Origin of the sequence: Saccharothrix obliqua (genome assembly GCF_019375475.1) — a bacterium.
GTDB lineage: Bacteria > Actinomycetota > Actinomycetes > Mycobacteriales > Pseudonocardiaceae > Actinosynnema > Actinosynnema obliqua.
In genome coordinates this window covers 1-19,684 of record NZ_JAHXGQ010000014.1, presented here as the reverse complement: position 1 = coordinate 19,684, position 19,684 = coordinate 1, and the positions used below count along the sequence as shown (strand labels likewise).

Sequence of the window (19,684 nt, the reverse complement as noted above, 5' to 3'; positions counted from 1 at the left end):
ATTGGTCCACCCACCTGCCGGCCACATTATCTGTACGCACCGGTCAATATATTCACCCACCCCAGGCCCCCGACGGACAACAGCATTTGCCAGCATAGCAGTCGCATTTTTGACGCACAAGCAACGAGCCTGTCAGGAATATGCTCACTCTCCGTGAGAATGCGTGCGGACGGCCGCGCCGGTACACTCGATCAGCCGAATTCCAGACTCCAGAGCAAGTTTGGAGACGTGGAAAAAGAGGCCGCAGCGTACGGTGAAGGTGATCAAAAAACAACCGACGGGCGTCGCGCGGTCAATCGAATCGGAGCCTGCCCGGGGACTCTTCGGCCGAATCGCCGCTCCGGCGTCAGGCCCTCATTCATCGGCCGGTCGCCGACTGTTTTCCGGGCGGACCTGTCGGCACTCGGCGTGGAAAGGAAGGCGCGTGCGATCAGGTGACTCGGACGACCGGCGGAGCCGGACCGCGACCCTGGAGTCCTTCGCCGACACGATCGTCCCGGGTGAGAAGCGCACACCCGACGACCGGGCGATCGCGGGCGCGGCCACCGGTGGCGGCGCCGTCGCGGCGGGCGCGGTGGAGCTGCTGGAGCAGCCCGCACCCGGCCTCGCCGCCGGCCTCGACCACTACGCGGCCGGGCTGAACGCCCACGCGGAGGCTTACGCGGCCGAGCACGGCGTGGACCTGGAAACCGGGTTGCCCGCGTTCGTGGCGCTGCCGTTCGAACACCGGACGGCGCTGGTCGCGCGGTTGACCGCGCCCGGCCACCCGGAGAAGGACGGCTGGGTGCTGCTGGCCCTGTTCTGCACCATGGCGTTCGACACCGCGCCCCACATGCGCACCGCGGACGCCCTCGCCGCGGGCCACCCGGGGCTGGCGACAATGGGCTTCGCGCCACCGCAGGCCGACGGCCTGTGGCGGTTCGGCGAGTTCTCCTACGGCCGACAGCTGGCCGACCTCCACCCGGCCACGACGCCCTCGGGCAGCCCCGCATGAGCGCCGAGGAGAGCACCGACGTCCTCGTGGTCGGCAGCGGGTTCGGCGGCGCGATCACCGCCTACCACCTGGCGGCGGGCGGCGCGCGCGTCGTGGTCCTGGAGCGCGGGCCGTGGCTGGAGGGCAAGGACTTCGAGCACGACTTCCTGCTCGGTTCCTCCTACACGCGGGTCTTCGACTTCGTCGCCGGCGACGGCATGAGCGTGCTCAGCGGCAACTGCGTCGGCGGCGGCAGCGTCGTCTACTTCGCGGCCCTCCCCCGAGCGCCCCGGTTCGTCTTCGAGCGCCACGGTTCGATCGGCCGTCGCATGTGGCCGGCCGCGTTGTCCCGCGACTCGCTCGACCCCTGGTACGACCGCGTGGCCGAGGCGATCCCGGTGCGCAAGCAGGACTGGTCCGACGTGACCTACGCGGGTGGCCTGTGGGCGGCGGCCTGCCACCACGCGGGGCGGACCGCGAACCCCGTGCCGAGCGGCGTCGACAACTCGCTGTGCACGAACTGCAACTGGATGATGGCGGGCTGCCGGTTCGACGCCAAGCAGTCGCTGCTGCTCAACTACCTGCCCGGCGCGGTGGCGCACGGCGCGGAGGTCCGGCCCCTGCACGAGGTGCAGCGGATCGAGCGGACCGACGACGGCGGCTACCGCGTGCACTACGACCACGTCGACGGCGTCGACTACCGGGTCCACACCGGTTCCGGGACCATCACGGCCAAGATCGTCGTGCTGGCGGCGGGCGCGGGCGCGACACCGGTGATCCTCCAGCGGTCCGAGGAGGGTCTGGGCGCGCTGCCGCACGCGGTCGGCCGGTACTTCTCCGGCAACGGCGAACGGCTCAACACCGCCGTCGTCAACGAGGACCGCGTGCGCGAGGTGCTCGGCCTCGACCGCGGCGACGGGCGCGCCTACCTGGCGAACCAGATCGGCAAGGGTCCGGTGGTGGCCAGCTGGGACCGCCTGGACGCCGCGCTGCCCGAGTACGAGCGCTTCTCCCTGGAGCAGCTGTACTTCCCGCCCGGTCTGGGCACCATCCTCGCCCAGGCCGCCGGCCCCGCGGGCAGCCCGTCGTGGTTCGGCGTGGCGAAGAAGGAGATGCTCCGCCGCTGGCAGTCGTGGCTGACCGTCTTCGAGATGGTCGAGGACGACAACGAGGGCGTGTTCGGCCCGCCGCCGCCGACCGGCAACGCCTACCGCATCTCGCAGCAGATGCTCGGGCGCGGCACGCTGAGCTACCAGCCGACGGCGAACACCAAGCGCGCCTGGGCGCTCGCGGACGCCGAGGTCAAGGACATCCTGGAACGCGACGGGCTGGCCACGGTGACGCCGTGGACCAATGACGTGGTGGGCGCGTACACGGTGCACCCGCTGTCCTCCTGCCGCATGGGCGACGACCCGGCGACCTCGGCGCTGGACGACCGCCACGAGTTGCGCGGCCACCCCGGCATCTTCGTCACCGACGGCTCCGCGGTGCCCGGCGCGCTCACCGTCAACCCGGCCATGACCATCGCGGCCCTGGCCGAGCGCGCCGTGCCCGGCATCGTCGAGGCGGCACGCGCCAGGGGGGTGCAGGTCACGTACGGCGCTCCGCTGCCGGGCAGCGGCACCACCGGTCCGATGGTCAGGAGTGCGCCATGAGCCACGTCGTGGAACCACCGTTCCGCCTGAGCCCGCCGATCGCCGCGCTCAACCTGCGCTGGCACCGGTTGGCCCTGTTCGGTTACCTGGTGATCGTGCTCGGGCACTGGGCCGAGCACATCACCCAGGCCATCCAGATCTACGCGCTCGACTGGCCGCGGCCCGCCGCCGGTGGCGTGCTGGGCCTGGTGTTCCCGTGGCTGGTCACCTCGGAGTGGCTGCACTACGGCTACGCCGTCGTGATGCTGGTCGGGTTCGTGGTGCTGCGGCACGGTTTCTCGGGTAGCGCCCGCCGCTGGTGGGACACCGCCCTGTGGATCCAGGTCTGGCACCACTTCGAGCACCTGCTGCTGCTGCTCCAGGCGCTGACCGGCGCGTACCTGCTGGGCGCGGTCCAGCCGACGAGCATCGCGCAACTCGTCTTCCCCCGGGTCGAGTTGCACCTGTTCTACAACGCGATCGTGTTCGCCCCGATGGTCGTCGCGATGGTCCTCCACCGACGTCGGCATTCGTCGGACATGTGCTCGTGCGCACGGCACTGAGCACTCGGGCCGCGGGCGGCGCCCTGATCGCCGGAGCACTGGTGCTCGTCACGGCGACGCCGGCCGTGGCCCAGGGGCACGACCACGTGATCACCTCGCCGATCGTCATCGGGCCGTTGGTGCCGCGACTGGCGATGCTCAGCGCGATGCCCGTAGTCACCGGCTTCGCGTTGCTGCGGACGTTCGTGCCCACCCCGGGCCGGACGACCTCGGCGGCGGTGGCCTGGGCCGCCGCGGTGCTGGTGGTGCTCCAGCTCATGCTGACCGACGTGCTGGACATGCCGCCGCAGGTCGCGGTGCTCGCCCTGGCCGCGGCGAGCGCGCCGCTGCTGCCGATCCTGTCGCGCAACCCGCGGCACACCCGGCTCAGCGGTGTCGCGCCGTGGGCGATCGCGGCGTCCGCGGGCGTCGCCGCGGTGGTGTTCGCCCGCGCCTGGCTGGGGTCCTGGGAGGAGCAGGCGCTCGGTGCGTTGCTGCACACCGCGCTGGTGCTCGCTTTTCCCGGCCTGTCGTGGGCCGCGGCCTGGCGGCCCCGTTCCCGCGCGGCGCGGGTCGTGGTCGGCGCGGTCGCCGCGCTGCTGTCCTGCGCCGTGATCGCGGCGACGGCACAGGTGGCCGTGATGCGGCCGTTCGACGCGTAGACGCCACGAGGAGACGGTGATGAACGGACCGCTGGCCGGCCTTCCCCTGCGCGGGGTCAGGCACGTCACGCCGGTGCGACCCGGTGCGGCACGCGGTGTGGTGCGCGAGGTCTACCGGCAGGTCGGCCGCGATTTCGGCATGATCGCGCCGCCGGTGGCGTTGCACTCCCCCGCGCCCGAAGCGCTGGCCGCGTGCTGGGCGTTGCTGCGTGAGACGTTGGTCGTCGGGTCGGCCGACCGCGCCGCCAAGGAGAACGCGGCGGCGGCGGTGTCGACCGTCAACGCCTGCCCGTACTGCGTCGAGGTGCACGAGGCGGCGGCGCACGCCCTCGGCGAGGGGCCGGACGACCGGTTGGCGGTCTGGGCACGGGGTGGCCCCGCGCCCTTCCCGGCGGCGTGGGCGGCGGAGTTCACCGGCGTGGCCGTGGCGTTCCACTACCTCAACCGCGTGGCCAACGTGTTCCTGGACGACTCCCCCCTGCCACCGTGGATGTCCGACCGGGCACGCGGCTGGGGGCTGCGCGTGCTGGGCCGGGTCGTGCGCCGGACCGCGCGACGACCGCGGGACGTCGGCACGGCTGGCGCGCTGCTGCCCGCCGCGCCCCTCCCGGTCGACCTGGCGTGGGCCGCGAGCACACCGCACGTCGCCGACGCGCTCGCACGTGTCGCCGCCGCCGTCGAGCGCGGCGGCGAACGCTCGGTGCCGCAAGGGGTTCGCGAGCACGTCGCAGCCAGACTGTCCACCTGGACCGGTGAGCCACCACCCGGTCCGAGCCGCGCCTGGGTGGAGGACGAGGTCGCCGACCTCGCGCCCGCCGACCGACCGGCGGCACGGCTGGCGCTGGTGACCGCGCTCGCCTCGTACCAGGTCGACGACGCGGTGGTCACCGCGTTCCGCCGACACCACCCCGCCGACCGGAGCCTGGTCGAGCTGGTCGCGTGGGCGGGTTTCACCGCCGCCCGCCGCGCGGGCGCGGTGCTCGCCGCGGGGCCGACCGCCGAGCACGAACCAGGAAGATCGTGAGCGGGGCCCGGTGGGATCCTTCCCACCACCCGGTCGACGCCACCGGGATCTCCGTCCCACCAACGCTGTTCTCGGGAGAAGGGCACGACAATGGATGATCTGCGGAACGCGGTGTCCGACTTCGCCGAGGCGGGCGACGAACTCGACGCCCTCGTCGCCGGGCTGGACGAGGCGGGGTGGCGGACGCCCACGCCGGCACCGGGCTGGACCGTCGCCCACCAGATCGCCCACCTCGCCGCCACGTTCCGGATGGCCACCACCGCGGTCACCGACCCGGACGGCTTCCGGGCGCTGCTGAGCCGGTTGAGCGACAACTTCGCCGCCAACGTGGACGCCGCGCTCGCGGAGTACCTGGCCGAGCCGCCGCACGTGCTGCTGGCCCGGTGGCGGGAGGAGCGCGCGGCGGCCGGGAAGGCGCTCGCGGGTGCGGTGCCCGACCAGCCGGTGCCGTGGCTGGTGCGGCCGATCCCGCCGGTCGTGCTGGCCGCCGCGGGCCTCATGGAGATGTTCGGGCACGGGCAGGACGTCGCCGACGCGCTCGGCGTGCGGCGCGAGCCGACCGACCGCCTCCGCCGCCTGGTCGAGTTCGGGGTGCGCACCTGGGACTTCGGCTACCAGGCCCGCGGCCTCACGCCGCCGGCCGTGGAGTTCCGCTTCGAGGTGACCGGACCGTCCGGCGCGGTGTGGGCGTTCGGCCCGGAGGACAGCCCGGAGCGGATCACCGGACCCGCCAACGACTTCTGCCTCCTGGTCACCCGCCGCCGCCACCACGCCGACCTGTCCCTGACCGCCACCGGCGACCACGCCGAGCACTGGCTGGAGATCGCGCAGGCGTACCGCGGCCCGGCCGGGGCCGGTCGCGCACCCGGCCAGTTCGGTCGCGGGAACTGACCTCGGACCGTGTCGGCGAATCCGCCCCGTCGCCCTGTGCGGCGGGGCGGATCGCGTGACGGGCCCCGGCCGCGCCGCCTGTACCCGCGGCGATCGCCCGCTCGGGGCGGCGGGGTCACCGCGATCATGCCGGTCCGGGCGTAACGCCTGGTCGGACGGGTGATGGGGACTTGTCACCCGGCCGAGGTAACCGGGCGGTGATCGATAAACAATTTCCACCACAAGCGGCGAAGCCGCCCGATGTTTCCCCCGAAGGGTTTCCCAAGCGCCCCGTCCGGCTATTCCGATGATTACCGCAGAGCGATCCGGAGACAGGGTCGACAGGTGCCGGGACGGCGCGCACGCTGCATGTGCTCGCCGACGTACCGCGTCCGACCTGCTCCGTCGCCGCTAGCCAGAAGCTTTTTCACGTTCGTTGGCGGTACTCGGTAAACGGACGTCAAGAGTACGGCGAGGTAAGTCATGTTTAATTTCAGGAACGGTGCCGCGCACCCTCGCGACAGGCTTGCACGTATTCGCGGAGCGGTCGGCGTGACCGCGGTGGCGACCGCCCTCGTGGTCGGTCCCTCCGCGGTGGCGGACCCGCCGGAGGCGGACGTCGTGGCAGGCGAGATCGGGGTCGGCGAGGCCCAGTCGTTCTGGCTGCACCTCAACAGCACGCCGGTCTCCGACGAGGTGGCCGCGGCGGAGGCCAAGCGGCGGCAGTACGTCGTGCTGAACGCCTGGGAGGGCGACCTCCTCAAGAAGCTGAAGGCGAGCAACCCGCGGCTGTCCGTCTTCGTGTACAAGGACCTGTCCTCCACCCGCTCCTACGCCTGCAAGAACGGTGCGGACGACCAGCACCTGCCGACCGGCGTCGGGTTCTGCGCGACCGAGCGCGAGCACCCCGACTGGTTCCTGACCGGGCCGGACGGCAAGAGGTTCGAGTACAGCGGGTACTCGGGGCACTGGCAGATGGACGTCGGCAACACCGCCTACCAGGACGCTTGGGCCGCCAACGTGATCAAGGACGCCAAGGGCACCGGCTTCGACGGCGTGCTCATGGACAACGCGCTGTTCCCGTGCGACGCCTACCACAGCGGCGTGTGCCCGAAGAAGTACCCGACCAATGAAGCGTTCCAGGCCGCGTACGTCTCGATGCTGTCCAACCTGAAGGGCCGGTTCGCCGAGGCGAAGCTGAAGACGGTGGCCAACCTGTCCAACGCCCGCCTGCACAACAACGCGTGGGACACCTACATCGACCACGTCGACGGTGGCTTCGACGAGTGGTGGCTGGTGTTCAGCGACACCGACCTGGTGACCGAGTACCCCCAGGGCTGGAGCAAGCAGGTCGCGGAGATCACCTCCAGCGAGGCGCGCGGGAAGATCGTGATGGTGCAGCCGCACTTCACCGCCGGCAAGGAGCAGCCGCAGCGGTACGCGATGGCGAGCTACTACATGGCGATCGGCGACAAGGCCGCGATCACGCCGATGCCACGTGCCGACGCCTACGGCGACCCGACCCCGGAGAGCCCGATCTACGAGTGGCGACTCGGCCAGGCGGCCAAGCCCTACTACTCGGTGGCGAACAACGTGTTCCGGCGCGACTTCACCTGCGGCACGGTCGTGGTGAACGCGAACCCGACGAACTCGGCCGCGGTGAAGGTGGACCTCGGTGGCCCGCACATGGACGAGAAGGGCGCGAACGTGACCTCGGTCGACCTCCCGGGCACCTCGGGGACGGTCCTGCGCAAGTCCTGCTAGGACCCCTGCCCGGCGATGGCTCCGCACCTCCGTGCGGAGCCATCGCCGTCACACGCGACCCGGGCTACTTGGCCAGGAAGCGCACCAGCAGTTCGGACACCTCGTCCGCGTGGGTCCACAGGAGCCCGTGCGGCGCGCCCTCGATCTCCACGTACTCCGCGCTCGGCAACCGCTTGGCGAACTCCCGCCCGCTGGCGTCGACGGGCAGGATCCGGTCGGCGGTGCCGTGCACGATCAGCGTCGGCACGCCGGTCTCGGCGACCTTCGGGATGTCCGCCCGGAAGTCCGTCAGCCAGGTGGGCACCACGGCCCAGGACGCCTTCGCGCCCGCGCCGGCGGCCACCGCGTAGCTGGTCCGCACGGCGGCCTCGCTGATCCGGGTGCCGAGGTTCTCGTCCAGGTTGTAGAAGTCGCGGTAGAACTGGTCGAACCAGGCGTAGCGGTCGGCCTTGGCCGCGGCCTGGATGCCCTCGAACACGGCGGCGTCGACACCGGTGGGGTTGTCGTCCGTCTTGAGCAGGAAGGGCTCCAGGGAAGCCAGGAACGCCGCCTTGGCCACGCGCGCGGCGCCGTGCCGGGCCAGGTAGCGGCCCACCTCGCCGGTGCCCATCGAGAAGCCGACCAGCGTCACGTCGGTCAGGTCGAGCGTGGTGAGCACCTTGTCCAGGTCGTCGGCGAAGGTGTCGTAGTCGTAGCCGGTGTCGGGCTGGTCGGACTTGCCGAAGCCGCGCCGGTCGTAGGTGATCACGCGGTGGCCGGCGGTCAGCAGCGCCTGCTCCTGCTTCTCCCAGGACGCGCCGGACAGCGGGTAGCCGTGGATCAGCACCACGGGTCGCCCGGTGCCGCGGTCGGTGTAGTGGAGCTTGATCTCCGCGCTGTTCTCTTGTCCCACCGTGATGTACGGCATGTCGGTTCCTTCCGGAGGTCGTCCGTTTGGTCGTCGCTGTGGAGCAACACCGGCGAAGCTATTACCGAACGATCGGTAAAGCAATGCGACGAAGACGACACCGGCGGTGGGGCCCGGGGGCTTGCGCGCCGACCGTTCGTTCGGTAAACGTGATCAATGGCCCGTCCACCGTCCGTCCACGACGACGAGCTTTACGACCGTCTCGCCGAGGTGTTCCGCACCGCCGGCTACGAGGGCGCGTCGCTGAACGCCCTCGCGGAGTCCGCGGGCTTGAAGCGCGCGAGCCTCTACCACCGCTTCCCCGAGGGCAAGGCGCAGATGGCCGAAGCGGTCCTGGAACGCGTGCACCGGCTGTTCGACGAGCTGCTGACGCCGATGCGCACCGACACCGACGCGCGTGCCGGTGTCACCCGGTCCGCGGAGTTGATCAGCGCGTTCTACGGCGGCGGCCTGCTGTCGTGCGTGCTGGACACCCTGCCGTTGAGCGGGGCGCCGGAACGCGTCCGCCGCCGCGCCGCCGCGGTGGCCGACGTGTGGATCTCCGCCATGGCCGAGGTCGCCCGCCGCGCCGGGCGCACCGAGGCGGAGGCCCGTGCCCTGGCGGAGGACGCGTTCGCCCAAGCCGAGGGCGGCCTGGTGTACGGCAGGCTGTTCGGCGACGGCGGGCCGTTCTCGCGGGCCCTCACCCGGCTCCCCGACCTGCTGCTCGGCGCGGAACACGGCTGAGGCGGGACGGCGACGACACCGTCCCGCCCGCACGTGCCGATCGCGCGACCTCGGCGTGGTCGGCGTCCGGACGCGAGCCGCGGTGGCCCGGTCCTCGGTCAGCCGAACTCCCGCACGTCGTCGGCGGTGTGCCCACCGTCCTCGCCGGGTTCGCCGATGTTCGGCCCGCGTGGCGGGATGCGGTCGTAGTCGGCCGGTGAGAGCTGGTGCACCTGACCGCTGGCGATGCTGGACAGCACACCGTCCAGTCCGATGTAGACGGCGCGGGTCAGGGTGGCGCGGTGCTGCTGGCCGAGGGTCTGCGTCTGCCCGCGGACCTCGAACAGGACGGTGCCGCTGCCGTTGAGCGCGAAGGAACCGAGCCCGGTGCCCGGCAGGTTGGTGTCCTGCGGGTAGAGGGTGACGTTCCCGAACACCGGCCGGTTCGCGGCGGCGGCCTGGAGGGCGTTGTGGACGGCGACGTTCAGCCGCTTCGAGTAGTCCAGGTCGTACTTGCCCGCGTACTCCTCCAGGCCCGGCGTGGTGGCCGGGTTGTCGACGAACTTGCCGGAGATGGAGAGCGTGACGAACCGGTCGTGGTCGTCGGGCATCACGTAGCAGGCGCCCTGGTGGTGCAGGTCGATGTAGGTGTCCACCTTGCCGAACTCGGCGGTGAGCCCGCGGTAGACGTCGCGGATGATGCGCGTCTCGGGCGAGATGTACCAGCCGGGTCGCGTGGACGTGCCGGGGAAGTCCTCCTTGCGCGGCACGTAGTCGAGGTTCGGGTGGTAGTCGCGGTTGATGTCGAACCCCGGCCGGGCGGAGTAGTCGTCACCCTGCACCGAACCGGTGTAGTAGTTCCACGACGGCCCGCTGCCACGCAGGTGCGGGAAGCGCGCGGTGACCTCGTCCCAGGTCATGTCGTTGGCGCGCCGGTCCAGTTCGGCGGCGTCGGGGTTCATCTTCGGGACGGCGACGATGGTCAGCTCGCTGCGCCAACGCCTGGCCTTGGCGCTGTCGCTGGTCCCGACCCAGTCGAGCAGGGACAGCAACGCGTCCGTGCCGGTCTTCTCGTTGCCGTGGATCTCGCTGGTCAGCAGCACCACCTTGCGGCCGGTGCCGACCCGGGCACCCCAGATCTCCCGGCCGCGGTTGCTCCGACCTAGCAGGTCCACCCGCACCCGGCCGGCACTGGTCCGTGCGACGCGGTCGAGTTCGACGCCCAGTTCCCGGTGGTCGGTGAACTCGTGGACGGGTAGTTCCCGGGGCTTCTCGCTACAGGTGGGCGCGGGCAGCGCCTGCTCTGCCTGCACTTGTCCGGCGTGCGCGGGCACCGCGCCGACGAGCAGCGCGAGGGTGCTCAACGCGATCAGTGTGGCGGGTCGTCTGCGTGCGGGCATGTAATGGCTCCTCGCAGATATGACAGTCAACACAGGAATCCGATACTACTTAGTCACGTCTGTTCCGGGAGCCCACTACACCCGGTTGGCCGCGCCCGCCACGCGGAGTACGCCTGCCGGGTGAATCCACCGGAATTCCCCCTGCCGAGCCGAAAACGCGTTCGGCACCGTCCTTTGTGAACACTTCGGGCTCCGCACCACGTCGAGGTGCTGGGCATTTCGGGCTCCGCACGACCGGGTGCGACGGAACCACAGCGGGTCGGCCCGTTGGGCGAGGAGGGCCTGCTCGCCGTGCGGGTGATGCGCGGCAGGCTGGTCGCGGTCCTGCGCGCGAAATCGGACCGGGCTGCGGTCACCCTGCTCAACGACGTGGGCAGGGACGTCGGCACCACGCCCCGACTGGTCGAGCACGACGGCTACCGGTGGCACATGCACCACTTCACCCCCGGCGGCAGCTTCGCCGAGCGCATCGGGGCGGAGTGCGGGATGACCCTGGTCTACTTCCTGCTCGCCGACCGGCGGGAGCGGTTGCGGGAGTGCGCGGCCGTGTCCCGCACCCGGCTGCACGTCGCCGCCCACCCCGTCGCCGGGTGCGGGACTAGCGAATCGCTCGGCCGGTCGTGGAACCGACCTGGCGGTCCCGACCCGCGATCAGGCCGGTCGACAACTGCACGAACACCAGCGCGATCAACAACACCAACGGCCCCGTCCAGGAGTCGAGCAGGTCGTGCAGCGCACCCACCGACCACGGCCCACCCGCGGCGAGCACGTACCCGACGGTCTGGGTCATCGCTGCGAGCTGCGCGGCCCGTTCCGCGTCCGGCGAACGCAGGACGATGAGCACGAAGCAGACCCCCGTGGTGACGCCCTGGCCGATGCCGAGCAACACCATCCACAGCAACGTGCCATCCAGCGGCGCCAGCAGGACCCCGAGGAACCCTGCCAGCAGCAGGCCGGTGCCCAGCGTCGACAACCAGACCTGGCTCCGGGTCCGCCCGGCGAGGATCGGGGACAGCAGGGCGAACGGGATCGCGACGACGCTGATCGCCGACAGCATGGTCCCCGCGGTGGCGACGCCCAGCCCGGCGTCGACCAGGATTGTCGGCAGCCAGGCGGAAACCGTGTAGAAGACCAGGAAGAGCAGGGCGAAGTAGACCGTGACGGCCCAGGCCAGCGGCTCGCGCAGCATGGCGTGCATCGAGCGGCATGCCGCCGTCCCGGCCGAACGCGTCCGGTGGCGCAGCACGGGAACCCAGCAGAGCAGGCCGATCCCCGCCAGGACCGCCCACCACGCGAGCGCACCCCGCCAGCCGACGCCGGTCAGCCCCTGGAGCGGGATGGTCAGCCCGGCCGCGAGCGCAGGCCCGATGTTGAGGCCCATGGTGTAGAGCCCGGTCATCAACCCGACCCGCCCCGGGTGGTCCCGCTTGACCAGCGTGGGCAGCAGGACGTTGCCGACGCTGATCGCCACGCTCACCACGACCGTGCCGCCGAAGAGGGCGAACCCGGACGGTGCCAGGCGGAGCAGGAAACCGACCACCAGCAACACCATCGAGGCGGCGATCGCCACCTCCAGCCCGATCCGGTGCCCGATGCCCGGCACCCACCCGGACATGATCGCGAAGACCACCATGGGAACCGTGGTGAGCAGCCCGATGACCCCGGCCGAGAACCCGGTTTCGACCTGCGCCTGCGGCAACAACGGCGACAGTGCCGTGATGGCGGGCCGGAGGTTGGTGGCGATCAGCACGATCGCCACGCCGACGACGACCAACGACACCCGCGAGGGTTCACCGGCGGCCGGCCGTGCGACGTGGTCCTGCCTCGACGCGGACCGCGGAGTTCCCATTGACATCCCCGAATCAGGCCCACGTGCCGGGCTCAGCAGGTGTCAGGTGCGTCGTGCTGCCGACCCGATGACGGCGAGCCTAGGACAACGGAACGTAACCAGTCAAACACGGCTTTGCTCATGACATGATCGGCGCACGGCCCGAGCCACAGCGAGCAGAGCGCCTGCGGATCGCTTGTCGGACAACGAATGCCGACCGCCGCTCGGCGCTGTCTCCCGGTAGGTGCGGTCGCGCGTAGCGCCCCTCCACGAACTGCCGGAATGCCGAGGCCGAGGAGTGCCGATGCCCCCGATCACAGGTAGTCGAAAAGCGGATCCACCAGGCCGGCGGGTCAAGTGGTCCCGGAATCAGCCGAGGTGCAGGCGAACCAGCATCGCCAGGTGCCGACCCGCCGTGCGCAGTGCCTGGTCGCCGGCCGAGACGCGGCAGACGAGTTCCGCACCCTCCAGGGTGCTGAGGATCGTGGACGCCAGCCCGCGGGCCGCGTCGGCCGGGATGCCGCCCGTGATGAGCTTGGCCGCCAGCAGGTCCTGCCACTGGCGCAACGCCTCGTCGGAAGCGCGTTGGAGGTCGGGTGACGCCCCGATGGTCTCCAGCGCGGTGGCCGCCACCGGGCAGCCGTCGGTCCAGCCGGACACGCGCAGGGTGTCCGCGAGCCGCAGGGCGCAGGCGGCCACCGCCTCGGCCGGGTCCTCGGCGCTGTCCAGCCCGGCACGCAGCAGCTCGGTGAACTCCTCCGCCCCGTAACGCAGGGCCTCGACGGCGAGCTGTTCCTTGCCGCCGGGGAAGAAGTGGTAGACGGAGCCCTGCGTGACCTTGGCCTCCGCGCTGATCCGCTTGATCGACGTGCCCTCGTAGCCCTGGCGCTGCAACAGCATCGCGGTGGCACGCACGATCCGCGTCCGGCTGTCGCCCGCCTCCCCGACCGGGGCTCCGCTCGTCTGCGCCTGCACCCCCACAGCGTACTGGACCACGGGCCTGGTTGAGCGTTCACTCCAGAGCGGGCTAGGCTGTGTTTGAACGATTACTCAAGTGGAGGTTGGCGTGCCCGAAGCACACGCGTTCACCGAACACCCCGGGTTCCGCGCTATGTTCGCCCCCGGCCGCCTGACGGTCGGGCTGTTCCTCCCGTTGTGGCAGTACACCGGGGACATGGCCGACATGGCGGGCCAAGGCGAAGTGGTGCAGCTGGCCGACCGGTCCGGGTTCGCGGCCATCTGGGTGCGGGACATCCCGCTGTTCGACCCGTCCTTCGGCGACATCGGGCAGGTCTACGACCCGTGGACGTACCTGGCCTGGCTCGCCGCGCACACCCGTCACGCCGCGCTCGCCGCCGGCAGCGCGATCTTCCCGCTGCGCCACCCGATCGACCTGGCCAAGCAGGCCGCCTCCCTCGACCACCTCTCCGGCGGCCGGCTGGTGCTGGGCGCCGCGTCGGGCGACCGCGCCGCCGAGTTCCCCGCCTACGGCGTGGACTTCGCGTCCAGGGGCGAGCGCTACCGCGAAACCGTGCGGGTGTTCCGGGAGCTGCTGGAATCGGTGAAGCCGACCATCACGTCCCCGCTGGGCCGCATGCAGGGCGTGGACCTGCTGCCCAAGCCGGTCACCCAACGCATCCCGCTCCTGGTCACGGGCAGCTCCCAGCAGGCGCCGGAGTGGATCGCCGAGCACGCCGACGGCTGGCTCGTCTACCCGGGCCCCACGGGCAGCAACGCCCTGGGGCAGCGGGCGGCGGCCTGGCGCGCGCTCATCCCCGGCGGCGGGTTCAAGCCGGTGGCCACCAACGAGTGGATCGAACTCGTGGAGGACCCGCACCACCCGCCCACCCCGCTGCGTGGTGGGTTCGTGGTGCGCACCGGCACGAACGGCCTGCTCGACATGCTGCACCGCTGGCAGGAGGCGGGCATCAACCACGCGGCGCTCGGCGTCCAGCACGGCCTGCGCCCCGCGGCGGAAGCCGTGGCCCAGCTCGCGGAGGAGGTCGTGCCGCACTTCCCGGCCCTGGCCGCACCCGCGCCGCTGGCCCCGGTGTGGTGACACCGCTGGGCAGCGAAGTGCTCGACACGCCGGTCGGTCCGCTGGTGATCGTCACCCACGCCGACGGCGCGGTGGCCGCGTGCGGGTTCGCCAGGACCGCCGAGGAGCTGTTCGCCTCGTTGCGCGTCCCCGGGTTCCGCACCGCGCCGAGGAACGGGCCGACCGCGGCGCTGACCGCCGCACGGGCGTACTTCGCCGGGGAACTGTCCGCTTTGGACACCGTCGCCGTGCGCCAGCCGGGAACACCGCTGACGCAACAGGTCTGGCAACGCCTGCGCGAGCTGCCGGCCGGGAAGACGGCGACGTACCGCGACCTCCTGCCCACCGCGCCACGTGCGGCCGGGCGGGCGGCGGCGGTCAACCGGGTCGGGCTTTTCGTGCCGTGCCACCGGGTGCACCGCGTCGACGGCGGCCTGGGCGGCTACAGCTGGGGCCTCTCCGTCAAGCAGTGGTTGCGGGCCCACGAGAGCCGGGGTTGACCACCGGCTGGTGGGTCGGGGTGCCGACCCACCAGCCGCGGGTGGTGCTAGCAGTGGCTCTTCAACCGCATGCTGTCGATCCGGTCGAAGAAGTCCGCGTTGAAGCTCCCGCGCGCGAACCACCAGTGCCATTGGTTCTTGACGGTCCCCTTGACGAACTTGGGATCGCCGTTGTGGTGAATGGCGCCCAGCACGAACCTGGAGCTGTCCAGGGCGTCGACCCACATCAGCCAGGCGTCGTTGCTGTCGCTGCTGGTGATCACCGCTTCGAACGACGCGCTGCCGTCGCGGTTGAGGGTCCACTTCGCGCGGTCCATGGTGCAGTCGCCGGCCTTGATGCGCCCCCAGGTGAACCAGCAGGAACCCGCCCCGCTGCACACGGCCTGCGCGGTGGCCGACACCTGCACCCCCGTCGAGATCTGCGCTTCCGGCACCTGCGCGCTCGCTGACGCGGGCGTGAGGAGAATTGTGCTCATCGCGAGCGCGAGCATTGCCCCGGTGATTTTCACCCAGCGTGATTTGATCTTCACGGTAACCCCTCCCAGTAGTCCCCGATACCGTGTCCGACCAGCATAAACACGGCCACAATCCACCAAACGGGGGACACCGGGCGACACGTGTGCGACTCCTGGGAAATGCGGGACTGCCGAGGTTGCCGAGTGTTTCAGTGGGTGCGCATTCCGGTTTTCTCAGATGGCTTTCTGCCCATTTTCGTCACGCACCGCGCACCGGTCGCGGTTTCCGGTCATCACGCCATCTCCACGACCCCCTCCACCTCCACCAGGAGGTCGCTGCGGCAGATGTCGACGCTGAGCACCTGGAGCGCGGTGTTGTCGCCGAAAGTCCGGCGGAACTCCTCGGCCACGAACGGCGCGTCGGCGTCGTGCCGGACGTAGACCTTCGCGAAGCGGAAGTCACCCAGCCCGATCGAGGTGTTCGTCTGCTCCCCCACGTGCTTCAGGAGGTGGTCCAGGTTCTCCACCGTGGTGCGGCACTGGCGCTTCAGGTCGCCCGGGAACGCCGTCTCGTGCCCGACGACGCTGGCGGTGCCGGAGACGTAGAGCAGGCCGTCCGCCGGACCGGTGGTGCCGGGCACCAGGCTGGCGCGGGCGAAGCTCGGCGACCGCGGGCCGTACTGCCGGGGGTAGCGGTAGGCCGGTACCTGCCGGGGGTTCTCGAAGTGCACCGGTCGCCGGGTCCGCGAGGCGAGGCAGTACACCACCACCCCGCCGCCGAGCGCGCCGACGCCGCTCGCCGCGGGCAGGTCGGTGATCCAGTCCTTCGTGGCGTCCTCCAGCGCTTCGGCGCGGCCCTGGCAGAAGTCCCGGTACCGCTCCAGGCCGTCGGCGTTGTCCGCGTTGATGCCCGCGACGTGGTTCCACACGCGGAACAGGTGGTAGCCGAGGTCCCGCGCCAGTTCCACCAGGGCCAGGTAGGTCTCGCGGACGTCGTCCCGGAACCGGTCGGCGTCGGGGAGGTCGGCGGCGCAGAACAACGTCTCGCCGTCGTGGCCGTAGACGAGGTTCTTGTACCGCCCGGTGCGGACGGGCCGGGTGCTGGTCCAGATCTCGTGGAAGGACTGGTCGGGGTTGGCCGCGGTGTGCAACGTCACCGCGGGCCACGGGTCCACCGAGGCCGGTTCCCCGGTGGCGGGCGCGTGCCGGACCACACCGAGCACGTGCTCCGGTGGTGCCACCGGTGCGAACGGGCTGTAGGCCATGGTGATCACGTGCTGCTCCTTCGGTCGGGTGGAGGGACGCGTGGGCTCTCGGGTCGCCGATGGGACCCGGCTTCAGGACGATCGGGCGGGCGCCGCGCCCAGGCCGACCCGCAGCCGGCGGACGCCGCGGGTCACGGTGCTGCGCCACCGGGACGCGGGTTCCAGCAGGGTCAGCCCGGGGAACCGGTCGAACAACGCGCGCAGGGCCGTGGTCGCCTCCGCCCGCGCCAGCGCCGGCCCGATGCAGTAGTGCTTGCCGCCGCCGAAGGCGAGGCTGCGGCGGATGCGGCGGGCCGGGCAGAAGCGGTCCGGTTCGGCGAACTCCGCCGGGTCCCGCTCGGCGGCGGCGTAGGCCAGCAGCACCGGTTCCCCGCCGCCGGGGATGCCGACCCCGCCGACGGTCAGCGGCTCGGTGGTGAAGCGGCCGGTGGAGAGCATCAACGGCGGGTCGAAGCGCAACGACTCCTCGACCAGCTGCTCGACCGGCACCTCCCCCGCCAGGACGCGGGCCCGCAGCCCCGGGTCTTCGAGCACGGTGAGCGTGGTGTTCGCGATCAGGTTGGTGGTGCTCTCGTGCCCGGCGATGAGCAGCAGGTAGGTCATCGACACCAGCTCCTCGAAGCTCATCGCCGGTGCGCCGTCGACCTCGGCGTTGATCATCTCGGTGAGCAGGTCGTCGCCGGGGCGGTCCAGCTTCTCCCGGACCACCTGGCGGACGTGCTCCCTGGACGCCGCGATGACACCTTCGCCGTCGCCATCGGTCACCGTCGCGTTCGTCCACGCCCGGAACGCGGCCCGGTCGAGGTGCGGCACGCCCAGCAGCTCGGTGATCACCGTGATCGCCAGCGGGTAGGCGAACTGCTCGACCAGCTCGGCCTCCGGCGCGTGCCCGACCGCGTCCAGCAGCTCGGCCGCGACGGCCTCGACGCGGGGCAGGAACCGGGCCACCCGGGACGGCGCGAACGCGCCCGCGGCCAGGTTCCGGAGTTCGCGGTGCCGCGGCTCGTCGCAGGTGAGCATCCCCAGGATCGAGCTGCCGCCCCGCTCCTCCTCGGGCAGTCCCGCCCAGTGGCCGAGGTCGCTGCTCATGGTCGGTTCGGTGAGCACCGCGCGGATCTCGTCCAGGCCGACGACCAGCCACGCCGGGTCGCCGCTCGGCGTGCGGACCCGGTGCACCGGGCCGGCTTCGCGCAGTTCACGCAGGACGGCGTGCGGATCGGCGTAGTAGCGCTCCTTCATGGCGTGAAGGTCGAAGAACTGTCCGGAGTGGTCTGACGCCTGCACTCGTTCCCCTCCACATCGTTCGGTTGAGGGCGGCTCCCGGCGTGCCGGGGCCGCGTTCGACCGTGGACCTCCGCGGTCGAACACGGTCACCGCTCGTCGCGGTAGAGCAGCTTCCCGGTGGCGGAGCGCGGCAGCTCGGCGCACAGCTCCACCCGGCGCGGCACCTCGAAATCGGCCAACCGCTCGCGGCTCCAGCTCAGCAGGTCGGGCACCGGGCCGCCGTGCCTGGACACCACGCGTGCCACCGGGACCTGACCCCGCGTCTCGTCCAGGGCGATCACGACCTGGACCTCCAGCACGTCGGGGTGCCCGCCGAGCACCGACTCCAGCCGGCCCCTGGTGGTCTTCCGCCCGGCGATGTTGATCACGTCCGTGACGCGGCCGGTGATCCGCAGCCCGTCCGGGCCGCGCTCGGCCAGGTCGCCGGTGCGGTACCAGCCGTCGCGCAGCGGCAGCGGCCGGAGCACTCCCCCGTCGAGGTAGCCGGTGGCCAGGGCGTCGGTCCAGGTCAGCAGCTCACCCGACGTGTCGATCTCCGCCCGCACGCCGGGCAGCGGCTCGCCGATCCCGTTGGCCGCGGCCAGGTCCGCGGTGTCGGTGATGGTGATGGTTCCGGCTTCCGAGGCGCCGAACGCGTTGAGCAGCGTGAACGCGTGGTCGGCGTGGATGCGCCGCACCGCGTCCGCCGGCAGCGGGGCGCCCGCCGACACCGCGCGGGCGAGCCCGGCGAACCGGTGCGGTGGCGTGGTCGCGATCAGCTGGTACTGCACCGGGAGTCCGACGAGGGTGCGCGCACCGGTGTCGGCGACGGTCGCGGCCAACGCGGCGGGCAGCGTGGTGGGCGCGCGGTAGGTGGTCGCCACCCCCGCCAGGAAACCCGCGAGCAGGGCGTGGGTGAAGCCGTAGGAGTGGAAGACCGGCACGGAGGAGACCACGGGCTCCGGTCCCCGGCCGTGCAGGGCGTCGGCGATGCGGCGGCTGTCGTTGAGCACCCGGGAGAACGGCTTCACCACGGCACGCGGTGCGCCGGTGGAGCCGGAAGTCCGGAACAGCACCGAATCCGCGGGCAGCGACTCCACGCCGGCGGCCGGGCCGCGGTCCAGCGCGTGGCAGTCGCGAACTCCCGCGCCCAGCCGGACGCCGTTCCCGATCGGACGGTCGCCGAGCAGCACGCCCCCGTCACCCGGGTCCGCGGTCGGGTCGAGGTACAGCACGGCGGCGCCCAGGTGGCCGGCGGCCACCGCGATGGTCGTGATCAACGCGGCGTCGGCGGTGGAGCTGACCAGGAAGCGCGGCTGTGCGAAGCGGTTCGCGAGTTCCTCCGCCAACCGCGCTCCGGCGGTCCGCAGCCCGGAGGCGCTCAGGCGGTCGCCGGCGACGATGACGGCCGCGTCGCGGCCCGCGTCCGCCAGCACTTGGTCCAGGGTCGTGCCCATCAGCTCCTCCTCGGCGGTTCGATGCGACGACTAAGCCGTACCGCCATGGATTTCCCCGCGTCCAGCGTCCGGGCCGCACCCGGGCGCTGTTCGGCGGCGCGTTCGCCGCCGGCACGGAAACCCCTTGCGCCGCAAGGGTCCGCCGCGCGGTCGAACGTTTGCCGCGGCGCACCGGGGCGAACTAATTTCCGTCATCGGCCGGGTTTTCGGCTCGGAACCCGCACGTGGGATGGCGACGCGGCGGCGCGCCCGTTCTGGACAACCGCTCGCCAGGACTCGGAGATCCGAGCGAACCGACCGCACACGGTGTGCCTGGCGCAGGGCTGGGTGCTGCCCCGAGGAGGAGGATCCGTGGTCGCACAGGAGGACACCACCGGACGTCGCGTCCGGGTGGCCG

The 19,684-nt window shown here is 71.7% G+C and carries 18 protein-coding genes; 10 read left to right on the top strand and 8 right to left on the bottom strand.

Annotated elements, in window-relative coordinates:
* The first annotated feature begins 424 nt into the window (after window positions 1–424).
* The 7 genes from KZQ38_RS31960 to KZQ38_RS31930 all read left to right on the top strand — a co-directional run bounded on the left by KZQ38_RS31960 (window position 425) and on the right by KZQ38_RS31930 (window position 7,469).
* Window positions 425–994 carry a DUF5987 family protein gene (locus KZQ38_RS31960; protein ID WP_219447566.1) on the top strand — a complete coding sequence of 190 codons (570 nt, stop codon included), beginning with the start codon at window positions 425–427 and terminating at the stop codon, window positions 992–994.
* Window positions 991–2,628 carry an FAD-dependent oxidoreductase gene (locus KZQ38_RS31955; protein WP_219447564.1) on the top strand — a complete coding sequence of 546 codons (1,638 nt, stop codon included), beginning with the start codon at window positions 991–993 and terminating at the stop codon, window positions 2,626–2,628. Before KZQ38_RS31960 ends, KZQ38_RS31955 begins: the two co-directional genes overlap by 4 nt.
* Window positions 2,625–3,170, top strand: coding sequence for a hypothetical protein (locus tag KZQ38_RS31950; protein WP_219447562.1), 546 nt, complete (start codon window positions 2,625–2,627; stop codon window positions 3,168–3,170). The genes KZQ38_RS31955 and KZQ38_RS31950 overlap by 4 nt, the downstream gene beginning before the upstream one ends.
* Window positions 3,155–3,811: a DUF6239 family natural product biosynthesis protein gene (locus KZQ38_RS31945; RefSeq protein WP_219447560.1), complete on the top strand. Its 657-nt coding sequence runs from the start codon at window positions 3,155–3,157 to the stop codon at window positions 3,809–3,811. Before KZQ38_RS31950 ends, KZQ38_RS31945 begins: the two co-directional genes overlap by 16 nt.
* A 19-nt stretch (window positions 3,812–3,830) precedes the next feature.
* On the top strand, window positions 3,831–4,835 hold the full coding sequence (locus tag KZQ38_RS31940) for a carboxymuconolactone decarboxylase family protein (RefSeq protein ID WP_219447558.1): 1,005 nt from the start codon (window positions 3,831–3,833) through the stop codon (window positions 4,833–4,835).
* A 90-nt stretch (window positions 4,836–4,925) separates the two neighbouring features.
* A complete protein-coding gene (locus KZQ38_RS31935; RefSeq protein ID WP_219447556.1) occupies window positions 4,926–5,726 on the top strand; it encodes a TIGR03084 family metal-binding protein in 801 nt (266 codons plus the stop codon).
* Window positions 5,727–6,257: 531 nt separating this feature from the next.
* Entirely contained in the window at window positions 6,258–7,469 is a 1,212-nt protein-coding gene (locus KZQ38_RS31930) for a putative glycoside hydrolase (protein ID WP_219447554.1), read from the top strand.
* A 64-nt stretch (window positions 7,470–7,533) separates the two neighbouring features.
* On the opposite strand, the gene KZQ38_RS31925 is transcribed toward KZQ38_RS31930, so the two are convergent.
* On the bottom strand, window positions 7,534–8,376 hold the full coding sequence (locus KZQ38_RS31925) for an alpha/beta fold hydrolase (protein ID WP_219447545.1): 843 nt from the start codon (window positions 8,374–8,376) through the stop codon (window positions 7,534–7,536).
* Window positions 8,377–8,532: 156 nt separating this feature from the next.
* Between KZQ38_RS31925 and KZQ38_RS31920 the strand changes: the two genes are divergently transcribed.
* Window positions 8,533–9,102 carry a TetR/AcrR family transcriptional regulator gene (locus KZQ38_RS31920; protein ID WP_219447543.1) on the top strand — a complete coding sequence of 190 codons (570 nt, stop codon included), beginning with the start codon at window positions 8,533–8,535 and terminating at the stop codon, window positions 9,100–9,102.
* 98 nt (window positions 9,103–9,200) lie between these two features.
* On the opposite strand, the gene KZQ38_RS31915 is transcribed toward KZQ38_RS31920, so the two are convergent.
* The 3 genes from KZQ38_RS31915 to KZQ38_RS31905 all read right to left on the bottom strand — a co-directional run bounded on the left by KZQ38_RS31915 (window position 9,201) and on the right by KZQ38_RS31905 (window position 13,284).
* Window positions 9,201–10,481, bottom strand: coding sequence for a M14 family zinc carboxypeptidase (locus KZQ38_RS31915; RefSeq protein ID WP_219447541.1), 1,281 nt, complete (start codon window positions 10,479–10,481; stop codon window positions 9,201–9,203).
* A gap of 598 nt (window positions 10,482–11,079) precedes the next feature.
* Window positions 11,080–12,261, bottom strand: coding sequence for a CynX/NimT family MFS transporter (locus KZQ38_RS31910; RefSeq protein WP_308258692.1), 1,182 nt, complete (start codon window positions 12,259–12,261; stop codon window positions 11,080–11,082).
* Window positions 12,262–12,678: 417 nt separating this feature from the next.
* Entirely contained in the window at window positions 12,679–13,284 is a 606-nt protein-coding gene (locus tag KZQ38_RS31905) for a TetR/AcrR family transcriptional regulator (protein ID WP_219447537.1), read from the bottom strand.
* A 91-nt stretch (window positions 13,285–13,375) separates the two neighbouring features.
* Here KZQ38_RS31905 and KZQ38_RS31900 point away from each other — a divergent pair, with 91 nt between their 5' ends.
* Together KZQ38_RS31900 and KZQ38_RS37350 are read left to right on the top strand one after the other, a co-directional pair.
* Complete coding sequence (locus KZQ38_RS31900; RefSeq protein WP_219447534.1) at window positions 13,376–14,368, top strand: LLM class oxidoreductase; 993 nt, start codon at window positions 13,376–13,378, stop codon at window positions 14,366–14,368.
* Window positions 14,362–14,847: a methylated-DNA--[protein]-cysteine S-methyltransferase gene (locus KZQ38_RS37350; protein ID WP_219447532.1), complete on the top strand. Its 486-nt coding sequence runs from the start codon at window positions 14,362–14,364 to the stop codon at window positions 14,845–14,847. Before KZQ38_RS31900 ends, KZQ38_RS37350 begins: the two co-directional genes overlap by 7 nt.
* A gap of 47 nt (window positions 14,848–14,894) precedes the next feature.
* Here KZQ38_RS37350 and KZQ38_RS37345 read toward each other — a convergent pair whose 3' ends face one another.
* The 4 genes from KZQ38_RS37345 to KZQ38_RS31875 form a co-directional block, all read right to left on the bottom strand.
* Window positions 14,895–15,377, bottom strand: coding sequence for a DUF6294 family protein (locus KZQ38_RS37345; RefSeq protein WP_219447530.1), 483 nt, complete (start codon window positions 15,375–15,377; stop codon window positions 14,895–14,897).
* A gap of 218 nt (window positions 15,378–15,595) precedes the next feature.
* A complete protein-coding gene (locus KZQ38_RS31885) occupies window positions 15,596–16,567 on the bottom strand; it encodes an FkbO/Hyg5 family chorismatase (protein WP_257902765.1) in 972 nt (323 codons plus the stop codon).
* Between the two features lie 72 nt (window positions 16,568–16,639).
* A complete protein-coding gene (locus KZQ38_RS31880) occupies window positions 16,640–17,806 on the bottom strand; it encodes a cytochrome P450 (RefSeq protein ID WP_219447526.1) in 1,167 nt (388 codons plus the stop codon).
* A gap of 131 nt (window positions 17,807–17,937) precedes the next feature.
* Window positions 17,938–19,287, bottom strand: coding sequence for a class I adenylate-forming enzyme family protein (locus KZQ38_RS31875; protein WP_219447524.1), 1,350 nt, complete (start codon window positions 19,285–19,287; stop codon window positions 17,938–17,940).
* Between the last annotated feature and the right edge of the window lie 397 nt (window positions 19,288–19,684).